At 62.4% G+C, this 14,537-nt stretch carries 12 protein-coding genes; 5 read left to right on the top strand and 7 right to left on the bottom strand.

Annotation, left to right across the window (positions count from 1 at the left end; genetic code table 11):
* Nucleotides 1-73: 73 nt before the first annotated feature.
* Nucleotides 74-1,066, bottom strand: a complete 993-nt coding sequence (locus tag JJN09_RS25745; RefSeq protein ID WP_249484306.1) for a D-cysteine desulfhydrase — start codon at nucleotides 1,064-1,066, stop codon at nucleotides 74-76.
* A 190-nt stretch (nucleotides 1,067-1,256) separates the two neighbouring features.
* Here JJN09_RS25745 and epsC point away from each other — a divergent pair, with 190 nt between their 5' ends.
* Both epsC and betT read left to right on the top strand, forming a co-directional pair.
* Entirely contained in the window at nucleotides 1,257-2,183 is a 927-nt protein-coding gene (gene epsC, locus JJN09_RS25740) for a serine O-acetyltransferase EpsC (RefSeq protein WP_249484305.1), read from the top strand.
* A gap of 288 nt (nucleotides 2,184-2,471) precedes the next feature.
* Nucleotides 2,472-4,433 carry a choline transporter BetT gene (betT, locus tag JJN09_RS25735; protein ID WP_249490855.1) on the top strand — a complete coding sequence of 654 codons (1,962 nt, stop codon included), beginning with the start codon at nucleotides 2,472-2,474 and terminating at the stop codon, nucleotides 4,431-4,433.
* A gap of 24 nt (nucleotides 4,434-4,457) precedes the next feature.
* On the opposite strand, the gene JJN09_RS25730 is transcribed toward betT, so the two are convergent.
* Nucleotides 4,458-4,718 carry a hypothetical protein gene (locus JJN09_RS25730; protein WP_249484304.1) on the bottom strand — a complete coding sequence of 87 codons (261 nt, stop codon included), beginning with the start codon at nucleotides 4,716-4,718 and terminating at the stop codon, nucleotides 4,458-4,460.
* Between the two features lie 198 nt (nucleotides 4,719-4,916).
* Nucleotides 4,917-5,954, bottom strand: coding sequence for a LacI family DNA-binding transcriptional regulator (locus tag JJN09_RS25725; RefSeq protein WP_249484303.1), 1,038 nt, complete (start codon nucleotides 5,952-5,954; stop codon nucleotides 4,917-4,919).
* Between the two features lie 207 nt (nucleotides 5,955-6,161).
* Here JJN09_RS25725 and JJN09_RS25720 point away from each other — a divergent pair, with 207 nt between their 5' ends.
* The 3 genes from JJN09_RS25720 to mgrA are packed head-to-tail and all read left to right on the top strand — an operon-like array spanning nucleotide 6,162 to nucleotide 10,785.
* Nucleotides 6,162-8,387 (top strand): TonB-dependent receptor, encoded by a 2,226-nt coding sequence (locus JJN09_RS25720; RefSeq protein WP_249484302.1) that lies wholly within the window; start codon nucleotides 6,162-6,164, stop codon nucleotides 8,385-8,387.
* Nucleotide 8,388: 1 nt separating this feature from the next.
* Nucleotides 8,389-9,708, top strand: a complete 1,320-nt coding sequence (locus JJN09_RS25715) for an LLM class flavin-dependent oxidoreductase (protein WP_249484301.1) — start codon at nucleotides 8,389-8,391, stop codon at nucleotides 9,706-9,708.
* A 39-nt stretch (nucleotides 9,709-9,747) separates the two neighbouring features.
* Nucleotides 9,748-10,785 carry an L-glyceraldehyde 3-phosphate reductase gene (mgrA, locus tag JJN09_RS25710; protein WP_249484300.1) on the top strand — a complete coding sequence of 346 codons (1,038 nt, stop codon included), beginning with the start codon at nucleotides 9,748-9,750 and terminating at the stop codon, nucleotides 10,783-10,785.
* Between the two features lie 218 nt (nucleotides 10,786-11,003).
* Here mgrA and tauD read toward each other — a convergent pair whose 3' ends face one another.
* From tauD to tauA, 4 genes are read right to left on the bottom strand one after another with little or no spacing between them, the layout of a single operon-like run.
* A complete protein-coding gene (tauD, locus tag JJN09_RS25705; RefSeq protein WP_249484299.1) occupies nucleotides 11,004-11,846 on the bottom strand; it encodes a taurine dioxygenase in 843 nt (280 codons plus the stop codon).
* 56 nt (nucleotides 11,847-11,902) lie between these two features.
* Complete coding sequence (gene tauC / locus JJN09_RS25700; protein WP_249484298.1) at nucleotides 11,903-12,742, bottom strand: taurine ABC transporter permease TauC; 840 nt, start codon at nucleotides 12,740-12,742, stop codon at nucleotides 11,903-11,905.
* Nucleotides 12,739-13,533 (bottom strand): taurine ABC transporter ATP-binding subunit, encoded by a 795-nt coding sequence (gene tauB, locus JJN09_RS25695; RefSeq protein WP_249484297.1) that lies wholly within the window; start codon nucleotides 13,531-13,533, stop codon nucleotides 12,739-12,741. The genes tauC and tauB overlap by 4 nt, the downstream gene beginning before the upstream one ends.
* A 16-nt stretch (nucleotides 13,534-13,549) precedes the next feature.
* The gene (gene tauA / locus JJN09_RS25690; RefSeq protein WP_102620596.1) at nucleotides 13,550-14,527 is read right to left on the bottom strand and encodes a taurine ABC transporter substrate-binding protein; all 978 of its coding nucleotides are present in this window, start codon (nucleotides 14,525-14,527) and stop codon (nucleotides 13,550-13,552) included.
* Nucleotides 14,528-14,537 lie beyond the last annotated feature (10 nt).

Below are 14,537 nucleotides of genomic sequence, written 5' to 3'. Positions count from 1 at the left end.
TTATGCATTTAGTGAATATGCATTCGAGCCGACGCTGAGCGTTCCCACGCAGGGCGCGGGAACGCGCTCAGGCCTACAGAAAATCCTTGTAGGCAAACAGCGCCGGGGCCCCGCCGGTGTGCAGGAAGATAATCGGGCCGTCGTCGAAACGCCCGCGACCGATGCCGTCGAGTAACCCGGCCATGGCCTTGCCGGTGTAGACCGGATCCAGCAGCACGGCCTCCTGGCTCGCCAGCAGTTTCACCGCTGACAGTGTCCCGGCATTTGGCTCGCCATAGCGCGGGCCGAAGTACTCGTCCCACAGCTCGACCTTGAAACTCTCCGGCAGCGCCACGCCCAGCAGATCGGCAGTACGCTCGGCCAGACCTTGCACCTTCGGGCGCTGATCTTCTTCGCTGCGCGAGACGGTCACGCCGATCACCGGCAGTTGCGGCAGCGCTTCGCTCAAGGCCAGTGCCAGGCCGCTGTGCGTGCCGGCGCTGCCCGAGGCCAGAACTACAGCGGAAAATTGCAGGCCGGTGTCCTTGATCTGTTCTGCCAGCTCCAGGCCGGCGCGCACGTAACCCAGCGCGCCGAGGGCGTTGGAACCACCGATCGGCACCAGATAAGGCTTCTTGCCGTTGCTGCGCAGGCGCACGGCGAGGGCGGCCAGTTGTTCGTCGGCGTTGTCGAGGTTGTCGACCAGTTCGACCTTGGTGTCGAACAGATCCAGCAGCAGGCGGTTGCCGTTGCCGGTGTAGTTGCTGTCGTCGGTACCCAGTGGGTTTTCCAGCAAGGCTACGCAGCCCAGACCCAGTTTGGCGGCCAGCGCGGCGGTCTGGCGAACGTGGTTCGATTGCAGTGCACCGGCGGTGATCAGCGTGTCCGCGCCTTGGGCGAGGGCATCCGCGGCGAGGTATTCGAGCTTGCGCAGCTTGTTGCCGCCCATGGCCAGCGGCGTCAGGTCATCGCGCTTGATGTAGAGGTCGCGGCCGAGCCAGGTGGACAGGCGCTCGAGCTTTTCCAGTGGGGTCGGTTGGCCGAGCAGGTCGAGGCGGTTAAAGCGGTCCAGCTGTTGTTTGATCATGGGTCCGTACTGATGCAAGGAGATGTCAGGACTATAGGCACGCCGATTTACCGGGGCAACCGTCAATCGCTTATAGCCAAATGTGCTTAGGCCAGCACTATCGGTTCTTAATTCGCATCCGGGGCGTTGCCGTAAAGTAATGGCCGTTGACGCGGCCAGACAGTCCGGCCGCCCGTGAGGAGTCTTTACCGTGAGCGAGCGTTCCAGCCATTGGCAATTGCAGACCATCGTCAGCCAGCTGCGTACCGCGCGGGATCAGTGGCGTACGCAAAATGGCCGCGCCACCGGCGAGCAGGGCGGGCGCGAGCTGCCGTCCCGTGATGCGATGGCGCAGATTCTCGAAGCCTTGTGCGGTGCGTTGTTCCCGATGCGTCTGGGGCCGGTGGATCTGCGTGAGGAGAGCGAGGATTTTTACGTCGGCCACACCCTCGACGTTGCGTTGAATGCGTTGCTGGCACAGGCGCGACTCGAACTGCGTTACGTCGCGCGCCACAGCGCCCGGGCCGACACTGAAGTCGAAGCGCAGGCGATCAGGATCATTCAGGATTTTGCTCTGGCGCTACCAGGCCTGCGTAGCCTGCTCGACACCGATGTGCTGGCGGCGTATCACGGCGATCCGGCGGCGCGCAGCGTCGATGAAGTGCTGCTGTGCTATCCGGGGATTCTGGCGGTGATTCACCATCGACTGGCGCACCATTTGTATCGCGCGGGTTTGCCGCTGCTGGCGCGGATCAGTTCGGAAATCGCCCACTCGGCGACCGGTATCGATATTCACCCGGGCGCGCAGATCGGCCGCAGTTTCTTCATCGACCACGGGACCGGTGTAGTGATCGGCGAGACCGCGATCATTGGTGAGCGTGTGAGGATTTATCAGGCGGTGACCCTCGGCGCCAAACGCTTCCCGGCGGACGAGGACGGCCAGTTGCAGAAAGGCCATCCGCGGCATCCGATTGTCGAGGACGACGTGGTGATTTACGCCGGCGCGACCATTCTCGGGCGGATCACCATCGGCCAGGGTTCGACTATCGGCGGCAACGTGTGGCTGACCCGCAGCGTACCGGCCGGGTGCAACCTGACCCAGGCCAATCTGCAGCATGATGACGGGACGCAGAAGTAATTTTCCTGTCCGTTCGTTCCTGCTCAAGGTGGGAACGAACGCCTTCGTCACAGCGTCATACCCCTCCTTGAGCTAGCGTACGAAAGCGACCGCTGAGCCCTGCGATTAGTCCTTAGTGTGCTATCCATGTTTAACTTGAACGTTCATTCAAGTTAAACCGGTAGCTCGCTGCCCGCTCACAACAGGAGGCTTGCCTTTGCTGAGTCCGATCATTTCAGCCATTTTTCAACCCCTTGAGGTGCACCGTTCATGAGTGCATCGTCCACCCCCGCCAGCGGTCTGGTGCGCATGAATCCGCCGGTGTTCTGGTTCGCCGCGTCGGTGATTCTGCTGTTTGGCCTGGTTGTCATTGCGATGCCGGAACAGGCCGGTGCCTGGCTTCTTGAGGCGCAAAACTGGGCGGCCAACACGGTCGGCTGGTACTACATGCTCGCGATGACCCTGTATCTGGTCTTCGTGGTGGTCACCGCGTTATCGGGCTACGGCAAGATCAAACTCGGTGCCGACCACGACGAACCCGAATTCAGTTACCTGTCCTGGGCCGGTATGCTGTTCGCCGCCGGGATCAGCATCACGCTGTTTTTCTTCTGTGTGTCCGAACCGCTGACCCACATGCTCCAGCCGCCGCAAGGCGAGGCCGGTACGGCGGATGCGGCGCGCCAGGCGATGCAGATTCTGTTTCTGCACTGGGGCCTGCACGGTTGGGGCGTGTTCGCCTTCGTCGGCATGGCGCTGGCGTATTTCGCCTACCGACATAACCTGCCGCTGGCCCTGCGCTCTGCGCTTTACCCGCTGATCGGCAAGCGCATCAACGGCCCCATCGGCTACGCGGTGGATGGCTTCGGCATCATCGCCACGGTGTTCGGCCTCGGTGCGGACATGGGCTTCGGCGTGTTGCATCTCAACTCGGGCCTGGATTACCTGTTCGGCATCGCCCACACCCAGTGGATTCAGGTCGGCCTGATCACGCTGATGATGGGCGCGGCGATCATCGTCGCCGTTTCCGGTGTAGATAAGGGCGTGCGAGTCATGTCCGACATCAACATGCTGCTGGCCTGTGCGCTGCTGCTGTTCGTGTTGTTCGCCGGCCCCACCCAGCATTTGCTCAACACCCTGATTCAGAACCTTGGCGACTACCTCGGCGCGTTGCCGATGAAGAGTTTCGACCTTTACGCCTACGACAAACCGAGCGACTGGCTCGGTGGCTGGACAGTGTTCTACTGGGCCTGGTGGATCGCGTGGTCGCCGTTCGTGGGCCTGTTCATCGCACGGATTTCCCGTGGCCGGACCATCCGCGAATTCGTCTTCGGCGTGCTGCTGATCCCGCTCGGTTTCACCCTGGCGTGGATGTCGATCTTCGGCAACAGCGCCATCGATCAGGTGCTCAACCACGGCATGTCGGCACTGGGTATGTCCGCCCTCGACAACCCGTCGATGACCCTCTACCTGCTGCTGGAAACCTACCCGTGGAGCAAAACCGTCATTGCGGTGACGGTGTTCATCAGCTTCGTGTTCTTCGTCACCTCCGCCGATTCCGGCACCGTGGTGCTCTCGACCCTGTCGGCCAAGGGCGGCAATCCGGATGAAGACGGGCCGAAATGGCTGCGGGTGTTCTGGGGCGCGATGACTGCACTGGTCACCAGTGCGCTGCTGTTCTCCGGCAGCATCGATGCGTTGAAGTCAGCGGTGGTGCTGACTTCGCTACCGTTCTCGCTGATTCTGTTGCTGATGATGTGGGGGCTGCACAAGGCGTTTTACCTGGAGTCGCAGAAGCAGATCGCGCAACTGCATTCGCTGGCGCCGGTGTCCGGTTCACGACGTGGCAAGGGTGGCTGGCGACAGCGCCTGAGTCAGGCTGTGCACTTCCCGTCGCGTGACGAGGTTTACCGTTTCATGGATTCCACGGTGAAACCGGCCATTGAAGAAGTGACGGCGGTGTTCGTCGAGAAGGGGCTAAATGTCGTTACGCAACCCGACCCGGCTCATGACAGCGTCAGCCTGGAAATCGGTCACGGCGAGCTGCACCCGTTCATCTACCAGGTGCAGATGCGCGGCTACTTCACGCCTTCGTTTGCTCGTGGCGGAATGGGCTCCAAGCAGCTCAACAATCGCCGCTACTACCGCGCCGAAGTGCACTTGAGCGAGGGCAGTCAGGACTACGATCTGGTCGGTTACACGAAAGAGCAGATCATCAACGACATCCTCGACCAGTACGAACGGCACATGCAGTTCCTGCATCTGGTGCGTTGATCGGCGCAGGGCGCCGGGACGGATTCAGGTCTCGGCGCTCAGCACCATGAACAACACCATTGCAGCGATCGGCACCCCGAACACGGCGCTGCCAATCGCAATCTCCGACCCCAACGGCTGCCCCGCGTGCACCACGCCGACCGCACCATTGATCACCGTCAACGCCAGCCACAACGCCGCGAAGCCGTAGGCCATGGTCTGGCGACTGAAGCCGATGCGCTCGCCGATGTAGAACATCAGCGCCAGCAGGATCAGGCCGAAGAAGATGATGATTGCGGTGTGCATGGATGTGCCTGCGGCATAGTCGGTGTTTGGTCGGGCGCCTTCGCGGGCAAGTCGAATCGTCGCACCGCCGCTCCCACAGGGTTCTGCGTCGTCCAAAGATTTTGTACGCAACACAGAACCTGTGGGAGCGGGCTTGCCCGCGAAGGGGGCACCTCGGTTTCATTTAGAGCATAGCCAATCCAGCCCACGCCATATTCGTCAGGTGCTTTCCCGCTCGATGACTTGGCATTGCAGCAGATTAAGTCGCTGCACCTCATCGCTCGGCAGCACGCCCAGGCTTTCCAGCACCCGCGTCGCCGCCAGTACGCCGATCTCCAGCGCTGGCGGTTTGATCGTGCTCAGGCTCGGCAGCAGCATCTCGGCGAACGGGTAGTCGCCGAAGCCGAGGACGGCGCAGTCTTCGGGGATCTTGAGGCCGGCCCGTTGTCCGGCGAGCAGGCCGCCGGCGGCGAGGTTGTCGTTGGCGAAGATGATTGCGTCCGGGCGCGGTGAGGCGTTCATCAGCGCTTCCATCGCTTGTTTGCCGGCCTCGAACGGGGCGCGATCGGCATCTGGTGCGAATACCCACGGTTCCAGGCCCAACTCACGCACGGTCGCTGCGTAACCGTCGCGGCGCTCCAGCGCACTGAAGTCGCCGGGTGCGCTGTTTTGCACGAAAGCGATGCGTCGATAGCCTTTGCCGTGCAGATAACGAGCGGCGCTGACACCCACTTCAAAGTGCGAAAATCCGATCTGCATCGGCTCACGATCCGGCTGGTAATCCCAGGTTTCGATCACCGGGATATCCGCCTCGGCGAGCATCTTTTCCGTGCCCGGACTGTGGAAGTGACTGGTCACCACCAGCGCCGCTGGCGACCAGCCGAGGAAGGCCCGCACCGCGTTTTCTTCCTGTTCGGCGCTGAAGTAACTCGAGGCCAGCAGCAACTGATAACCGTGGCGGCTGAGGGTGTCGCTAAAGCCTTGAATGGTGTTGGCGAAGATCGGCCCGGAGATGTTCGGGATCACCATGCCGACTATTTTGCCCCGCGCCGAGGCAAGCCCGCCGGCCACCAGATTCGGCACATAACCCAGCTCGGCGACCACCGCTGCGATCCGTTCGCGGCGTTCGGGCGAGACCTGTTCCGGCTGGTTGAAATAGCGCGACACGGTGATCGCCGAAACACCGGCCTGGCGCGCCACCGCGTTGAGGGTCACGCGACCGGCGCCACGGCGTTTGCGGGGCTTTTCTTCGCTCAAGGCTCGATCCTTCTTAAAAACCAAAACGCATATAAAAGTAATTTTTCAGTATTGGACGGTCTATGTCCGGCTTGCCAATACTGGCGATGTTAGCGCTAACAAGGCGCGTTGTCTGCTACTCGCTCGAGCGAATGCCCAAGACACCGAGACAGTCGCTGTCGTCGCAGAACGGCAGCGGTTCAGGGCAACTTTTCGAGCGGGCACAGCATGCACAACATTCCTGGGGCGACACATAAACTGGCGCAATCGATCCGCGCTGCGGGCTGGCTACTGACCGGGCTGGCCGCGCTGCCGCTGCCCGCCGCGTTCGCCGCCGACAGCACCGATCAGGAGCCGACACTCAAGTCCGTCACGGTCACCGCCACCCGCCGCGAAGAGTCGCTGCAAAAGGTCCCGGTGGCGGTATCGGTGATCGACGGCGAGCAACTGGAGCGCGACAACCGCAACAGCGTGGCGAGCATCGTTCAGCAAGTGCCTTCGCTGAATTTCCGCACCGGCGCCTCGAACAAGGACACCTCGTTGTTCGTGCGCGGCGTGGGGACGATTTCCACCTCGCCGGGCGTCGAGCCGACCGTGGCCACGGTGATTGATGGCGTGGTTTATGCGCGCCCCGGCCAATCCACTCTGGATCTGCTGGACCTGGAGCGCGTCGAAGTCTTGCGCGGCCCGCAAGGCACGCTGTTCGGCAAGAACGCCTCGGCCGGCGTGCTGAACATCACCAGCAAGGCGCCGACCGCCGAGACCCACGGCTACATCGATCAGTCGTATTACAGCGGCAACGAAAGCCGCACCCGTTTCGGCATCGGCGGCAGCCTGATTCCGGACACGCTCAAGGGTTCGATCAGCACTCTTTTCGGCACTTACGACGGCAACGTCGATAACAAGCACAACGGTCAGGAGGTCAACGGCTACAACCATCGCGGCGTGCGCGGCAAACTGGAATTCACCCCGAACGACGACGTCACCTTCACCCTGATCGCCGACTACATGCAGTCCCACGATGACGGCCCGAACGGCGTCGTGACCAAGGCACTGACCCCGGCCTTCGCCAATGCGTTGAGCCCGGTCGGCGCGACCAGCCACAACCGCGACATCAACACCGACACCCGCACCCACGTCGAGGACACTAACAAGGGCCTGTCCGGCCAGCTCGACTGGCAACTGGGCGACTACACCCTGACCTCGATCACCGCGTGGCGCGGCTGGGACAATACCCAGTATCAAGACGGCGACCGCCTCGGCACGGTGACGGCCGCGTTCCCCGGCACGGCGGACAAGGGCGATCTGGCCTTCGACCAGTACTCGCAGGAGTTGCGGCTGGCCTCGCCGAAAGGCGAGTTCCTCGAATACGTCGGCGGCCTGTTCTACATGCACGGCAAGGATGACGAGACTTATCAGCGCACGCTGACCACCACCACCAGCGTCAATCGGGGCATCGCTGACTACAGCACCACCAGCGACAGCTACGCGGTGTTTGGCGAAAGCACGCTGAATTTCACCTCGGATTTTCGTGGCATCGCCGGCCTGCGCTACACCCACGACGATCTGGAATACGATCACCGTCGTGTCTCCACGTCAGCCACCACGGTCAGCGGCATTCAACCGGCGACCAGCAGCTCTGGCTCGGTGGACGAGGACGGCTGGTCCGGTCGGCTCGGTTTGCAGTACGACCTGAGCGATACCGTCACCACTTATCTGACCTACTCGCGCGGCTACAAAGGCCCGGCCTACAACGTGTTCTTCAACATGCAGCCGCGCGATACCGAAGCACTGAAACCGGAAACCTCCAACACCTGGGAGGCGGGGGTCAAGGCTTCATCCTGGAACAATCGCCTGACCACCAACCTCGCGGTTTTCCACAGCGACTACGACAACTATCAGGCGAACTTTTTCGACACCGTCGCCGGCCAAGTGGTAACGCGCCTGATCAACGCCGGCAGCGTCAGCACCGAAGGCGTGGAACTTGATTACGCCTTGCAGGCAACCCAGCAACTGAAGTTCTCCGGCGCGCTGGCCTACACCCGCGCCCGCATCGACCAGTTCTCCTGCCCGGCGGGTGCGGCGGCGTCGTGCAACGTCAATGGCAAGCCGCTGCCGTTCAGCCCGGACTGGAAAAGCTACGTGCGTGCCGACTACACCATCCCGCTGGAAAACGGACTGGATATCGAGCTCGGCACCGACTACAGCTGGCAGAGTGAAGTGCAGTACGACATCAGCCAGAACGCCGACACCAAGCAGGGCGCCTACGGCCTCTGGAACGCCAGCGTCGCCCTGGCCGATTACACCAACGGCTGGCGCGTGGCGTTGCTGGGCAAGAACCTCACCGACAAGTCGTATTCGCCATTGCTCGCCAGCGGTGGCAACTACATCTACCGCGCTGTGCCTCGCGACGACGAGCGCTACTTCGGCGTGCAACTGCGCAAGGATTTCTGAGATGAGCAGACAGCTGAAACTCGGCGCGTTCCTCATGGCCACCGGGCACCACGTCGCCGCGTGGCGGCATCCCGACGTACCGGCCAACGCCGGACTGGATTTCGCCCATTACAAACGTCTGGCGCAGATTGCCGAGGCAGCGAAGTTCGACACGTTGTTCGTTGCCGACAGCGTCGCCGCGCCAACCCATGACATTGCCAGCCGCATGGCCCGTTCGGATCACTTCGAGCCGCTGACGTTGCTCTCGGCGTTAAGCGCAGTGACCGAACGCATCGGCCTGATCGCCACCGCCACCACCAGCTACAACGAGCCGTATCACGTGGCGCGTAAATTCGCGTCCCTCGATCATCTGTCGGGCGGGCGAGCGGGGTGGAATCTGGTGACCTCGGACAACGCCGCCGAAGCGCAAAATTTCGGCCGCGACGAACACATCGGCCATGCCGAACGCTACAGCCGCGCCCGGGAATTTCATCAGGTGGTGACCGGGCTCTGGGACAGTTGGCAGGACGATGCCTTCCTCCGCGACAAGACCAGCGGCGCCTATTACGACCCGGAAAAACTGCATGTGCTGGATCACGTCGGCGAGCACTTTCGGGTTAAAGGCCCGTTGAACGTCGCTCGTTCGCCGCAGGGTCAGCCGGTGATCGTGCAGGCCGGCTCGTCGGAGACCGGGCGTGAACTGGCGGCGCAGACGGCCGAAGTGGTGTTCACCGCACAAACCTCACTGGCTAGCGCCCAGGCGTTTTACGCCGACCTCAAGGGCCGCTTGCCGAAGTACGGACGCAGCGCCGATTCGCTGAAAATCATGCCCGGCGTGTTTGTCGTGGTCGGACGGACGGAAGCCGAAGCGCAGGAAAAATGTGAAACGTTTCAGCAATTGGTCGAACCCGAGGTTGGCGTCGCCCTGCTTGGGCGTATGCTGGGCAACTTCGATCTGTCGAAGTACCCGCTGGACGGGCCGCTGCCGGAATTGCCGCTGACTGAAAGCGGCCAGCAGAGCCGGCAGAAACTGTTGACCGAACTAGCCGGCCGCGAGCACCTGACCCTCGCTGAACTGGGCCGCCGGATCGCCGGCGGTCGCGGGCATTACAGCGTTGTCGGCACACCGGCACAGATCGCCGACCGCTTGCAGGAATGGTTCGAACAGGGCGCTGCGGACGGTTTCAATGTGCTGGTGCCGCACCTGCCTGGCGGGCTCGAAGACTTCGCCAATGGCGTGGTGCCGGAACTGCAACGGCGCGGGCTGTTCAGAACCGAATACGAGGGTCGGACCTTGCGCCAGAACCTTGGCCTCGCCCGGCCCGGCAATAGATTTGCGTAGCAATCGACACCCGATTCAAGACCGACAAGAGAGGATTCGATGACTTACACCGCTGCCAAGAACCGCTACAACTCCATCCCCTACCGCCGCGTCGGACGCAGCGGTCTGGTGCTGCCGGCGCTGTCCCTGGGCCTGTGGCACAACTTCGGCGACAGTACGCCGATCGACACCCAGCGCGCCTTGCTGCGCACCGCGTTCGATCTGGGGATCAACCACTTCGACCTGGCCAACAACTACGGCCCGCCCTACGGCAGCGCCGAGACCAACTTCGGCCGCTTGCTGCGCGAAGACTTCAAGCAGTATCGCGATGAACTGATCATCTCCAGCAAGGCCGGCTGGGACATGTGGCCCGGCCCTTACGGCCAGGGCGGCGGTTCGCGCAAATACGTGCTGGCCAGCCTCGACCAGAGTCTGCAACGCCTGGGCCTGGACTATGTGGATATCTTCTATTCGCACCGCTTCGACCCGGACACCCCGCTGGAAGAAACCGCCAGCGCCCTCGCCACTGCGGTGCAGCAGGGCAAGGCGCTGTACATCGGTATCTCGTCGTACTCCGGCGTGAAAACCCGCGAAATCGCCGCATTGCTAAAAGAGTGGAAAGTGCCGCTGTTGATTCACCAACCGGCCTACAACCTGCTGAATCGTTGGGTGGAAAAGGACCTGCTCGACACCACCGACGAACTCGGCACCGGCGTGATTGCATTCACCCCGCTGGCGCAAGGTCTGCTGACCGACAAATACCTCAACGGCGTACCGGCGGATGCGCGGGTCAATCGTCCGGGCGGTGGCTCGTTGCTGTCTTCGCACTTGTCCGAGGCGAATATCGCTCATGTACGCGCGTTGAACGAGATCGCCAAGCGTCGTGGTCAGAGCCTGGCGCAACTGGCATTGGCGTGGACGCTGCGTGATCCGCGAGTGACTTCGGCGCTGATCGGTGCGAGCCGGCCTGAGCAGATTGTCGAGAACGTTGGGGCGTTGAAGAATCTGAGTTTCAGTGCGGAGGAGCTGGCGGAGATTGACCGGTTTGCTCAGGAGGGCGGGATTAATCTTTGGGAGAAGCCTTCGACGGCTGAGTGATTGAAATTGGGGTGGGTCAGTTAGATTCACCCCCTCACCCCAGCCCTCTCCCCCAAGGGGGCGAGGGGGAAAGGGAGCATATCTCCATACTTTTCAAACCCGAGTTCGACTCGGTATTTCAGGTCGGTGAAGCTCTGATGAGCAACGGGATCAGTCCCCTCTCCCTCCGGGAGAGGGTTAGGGTGAGGGGGGGGTGATTTTGCTCTGGCGTTAAGGGCTCAACGAAAAAACGGTACATCCCCCAACACCGTAGCCCGCTGCATCACCCGCCGCGCCGGGCGGTAATCATCCACCGCATAATGCTGCGTCACGCGGTTATCCCAGAACGCAATGTCATCCTTCTGCCAGCGCCAGCGAATGGTGAATTCCGGCCGCGTCGCGTGAGCGAACAAGAACTTCAGCACCGCTTCACTCTCGGTTTCCGACAGCTCATTGATCTTCGACGTAAACCCCTCGTTGACGAACAACGAACGTCGCCCGCTCACCGGGTGCGTACGAATCACCGGGTGTGACAGCGGTGGATTCTTGCGCCGCGCCTCTTCCCACTGCGCCAGTGCTTCCGGCGTGTTGCCGTAACGTTCCAGCGGAAACGAACGGGTGAAGTCGTGAGTCGCGGTCAGCCCTTCGAGCAGCGCTTTCATCGGCGCCGACAGCGCTTCATACGCAGCAATCCCACTGGCCCACAACGTGTCGCCACCGAACTCCGGCAACAGTTTGGCGCTGAGCACCGCGCCCATGGCCGGGGTCGGCAGGAAGGTCACGTCGGTGTGCCAGATCGCGTTGTCGCGCACGTCGGTGACGGCGGTGTCGAGGATCAGCACTTCCGGTTGTTCTGGCACGTTCGGGTAGATCGGGTGAATGTGCAGGTCGCCGAAATAGTGAGCGAAGCGCGCCTGTTGCGACGGCTCGATCGGCTGATTGCGGAAGAACAGCACTTGGTACTTGAGCAGCGCCTGCTCGATGGCATCGCGTTGTTCCTGGTTCAGCGGCTGGCTGATGTCGACGCCGCTGATCTGTGCGCCGAGGGCCGAGCTTAACGGGGTGATGTTCAGGCTGCTCATGGTGGTTCTCGTCAATTCCGGGCCCCGAAAATGTCGGGGTAGTCAGTGCTGAAAAATCAGTGGGCCTGGCCGTGCCACGGCACCAGTTTGCGTTGCAGGGCGCGCAGGCCCATTTCCATGGCGAAGGCGATCAGGGCGATGACCAGAATCCCCAGCACCACTACATCGGTGACCAGGAATTGCGCAGCCGACTGCACCATGAAGCCGAGGCCGCTGGTGGCCGCGATCAATTCGGCAGCGACCAGAGTCGACCAGCCGACACCCAGGCCAATGCGCACACCGGTCAGAATGTCCGGCAGGGCACTCGGCAAAATCACGTGGCGAATCAGTTGTGCGCGAGTCGCCCCCAACGATTGCGCAGCGCGCAGTTTGGCCGGGTCGACGGTGCGCACGCCGGTCGCGGTGGCAATGGCGATCGGGGCGAAAATCGCCAGGTAGATCAGCAGCACTTTCGACAGCTCGCCGATACCGCACCAGATCACGATCAGCGGCAGATAAGCGAGCGGCGGAATAGGGCGGTAGAACTCGATCAGCGGATCCAGCACACCTCGGGCGATGCGGTTGGCGCCGATGGCGATGCCTACCGGCACGGCGGTCAGAATCGCAAAACCGAGGCCCAGACCGATGCGGCTCAGGCTCGCCCCCAGGTGCTGCCACAACGTCGAGTCCATGTAGCCCGTGGTCGCCAGCAACCAGCCTTTTTGCAGCACGGCGGACGGTGGCGGCAGGAACAGCGGTTCGATCAGGCCGGTGGCCGTGACGGCCCACCAGATCACCAGCAACGCGAACAGGGTCAGCAGGCTGATCCAGCGCGTGCTGAGGCCGCGGCGAACGGGAATCACCACCGACGTTGCGGCGGGTTTCACTGCGGTAGCGGAAACGTCGTAACTGCTCATGCGCGCTCCTGCCGCTGAACGGCGCTGCGTTGCGAGAACACTTTGGCGAGCACGTGTTCGCGGGTTTCGATGAAGCGCGGGTCGGACTTGATCGCCCGCGCTGATTCGCCAGCGGCGTAGCGCTGGCCGAAGTCGAGATGCAGGCGCTCGACAATCTGACCCGGATTCGGCGCGAGCAAAATCAGGTCAGTGGCGAGAAACACCGCTTCTTCAATATCGTGGGTAATCAGAAACACCGGTTTGGCGGTGCGTTGCCAGACTTGCAGCAACAGCTCCTGCATCTGTTCGCGGGTAAAGGCGTCGAGGGCACCGAAGGGCTCGTCCATCAGCAGTACACGCGGGTCGGCCGCGAGTGCGCGGGCCAGGCCAACACGCTGTTTCTGGCCGCCGGAGAGTTGCCAGATGCGGCGCTTTTCAAAACCGGAAAGGTCGACCAGCGCGAGCATTTCCCGGGCGCGCTGTTCGCGTTTGTCCTTGGGCACACCGGCCAGTTCAAGGCCGAAGGCGACGTTGGCCAGCACGTCCTGCCAGGGCAACAGAGCGTCGTCCTGGAACACCACGCCACGCTCGGCGCTCGGGCCTTTGACCGGAACGCCATCGAGGGTGATGCGCCCGGCGCTCGGTTCGACGAAGCCGGCAATCAGGTTCAACAGCGAAGTCTTGCCACTGCCGGACGGGCCGAGGGCCACCAGCAACTGCTGAGGCCCCAGAGTCAGAGAGATATCCGCCAGCACCGGTTCCGGGCTGCCGGGATACTGTGCGCTGATGCGCTCCAGCTGTAGCAAGGCCATCGCAATTAGCTCCCGATCAGTTGGTGATGTACTTGGGGGTGACGTACGGCGCGTAGTCCGGCAGTACCGCTTCGACCTTGCCTTGTTCCTTGAGGAACGCAGCGGTGTCGGTGATGGCCTTGGTGGTCGGCGCGCCGAGGTCACTGACCTGATCCGCCGCCAGCGGGTAGACGTTGCCTTGCAGCAGCAATGGAATGTCGCTGGCCTTGGCGCCGGACAGTTTCACGAGTTTGTCGACATTGCTCTGATTGGCGATCCAGGCTTTCGGATCCTTGCGGTAGTCGGCGTAGGCGTCGAGGGTGACCTTGGCGAATGCGGTAACGATTTCCGGGTGCTTCTCGGCGAAGTCTTTGCGCACGATCCAGGCGTCGAAAGTCGGCGCGCCGAACTTGGCCAGTTCGCCGGAGGTGATCAGCACTTTGCCGTTTTCCTTGGCCACACCCAGCGCCGGATCCCAAACGTAAGTGGCGTCGATGTCACCGCGTTTCCAAGCGGCAATGATCGCTGGCGGGGCGAGGTTGAGAACGGTGACTTTCGAAGGATCGATGTTCCAGTGCTTCAGCGCGGCGAGCAGGCTGTAGTGACCGGTGGACACGAACGGCACGGCGATTTTCTTGCCGACCAGATCCTGCGGCGTCTTGATGCCGGAGCCGTCGCGGGCGACCAGCGCTTCGGCGGCGCCGATCTGAGTGGCGATGAGGAAGGTTTCCACCGGGACTTTGCGGGTGATCGCGGCGGTCAGCGGGCTGGAACCGAGGTAGCCGATCTGCACGTCGCCGGAGGCGATGGCGGTGATGACGTCGGCACCGTTGTCGAACTTGCGCCAGCTGATGTCGGCTTTGGTGGCTTTTTCATAGGCGCCGTCGGCCTGGGCGACTTTCGCCGGGTCAACGGTGGTCTGGTAGGCGACGGTGAGGTCGGCGGCCTGAGCCAGGAAACTCGCGGCAGCCAGAGAGGCCACGGCCAGCAGGCGAAGCGGGACATTCAGTTTCATTGGAGAGCTC

Source organism: Pseudomonas sp. HS6 (assembly GCF_023375815.1).
Classification (GTDB): Bacteria; Pseudomonadota; Gammaproteobacteria; order Pseudomonadales; family Pseudomonadaceae; genus Aquipseudomonas.
The sequence above is the reverse complement of the archived record's forward strand: the minus strand, read 5'-3'. Positions and strand labels throughout refer to the sequence as shown.

Bases quoted from the DNA above. Each gene is read 5' to 3' on its own strand.
- JJN09_RS25745 (WP_249484306.1), bottom strand. From the start codon at position 1,066: ATGATCAAACAACAGCTGGACCGCTTTAACCGCCTCGACCTGCTCGGC.
- tauD (WP_249484299.1), bottom strand. From the start codon at position 11,846: ATGAGCAGCCTGAACATCACCCCGTTAAGCTCGGCCCTCGGCGCACAG.
- JJN09_RS25720 (WP_249484302.1), top strand. From the start codon at position 6,162: ATGCACAACATTCCTGGGGCGACACATAAACTGGCGCAATCGATCCGC.
- tauC (WP_249484298.1), bottom strand. From the start codon at position 12,742: ATGAGCAGTTACGACGTTTCCGCTACCGCAGTGAAACCCGCCGCAACG.
- JJN09_RS25715 (WP_249484301.1), top strand. From the start codon at position 8,389: ATGAGCAGACAGCTGAAACTCGGCGCGTTCCTCATGGCCACCGGGCAC.
- tauB (WP_249484297.1), bottom strand. From the start codon at position 13,533: ATGGCCTTGCTACAGCTGGAGCGCATCAGCGCACAGTATCCCGGCAGC.
- JJN09_RS25730 (WP_249484304.1), bottom strand. From the start codon at position 4,718: ATGCACACCGCAATCATCATCTTCTTCGGCCTGATCCTGCTGGCGCTG.
- mgrA (WP_249484300.1), top strand. From the start codon at position 9,748: ATGACTTACACCGCTGCCAAGAACCGCTACAACTCCATCCCCTACCGC.
- tauA (WP_102620596.1), bottom strand. From the start codon at position 14,527: ATGAAACTGAATGTCCCGCTTCGCCTGCTGGCCGTGGCCTCTCTGGCT.
- betT (WP_249490855.1), top strand. From the start codon at position 2,472: ATGAATCCGCCGGTGTTCTGGTTCGCCGCGTCGGTGATTCTGCTGTTT.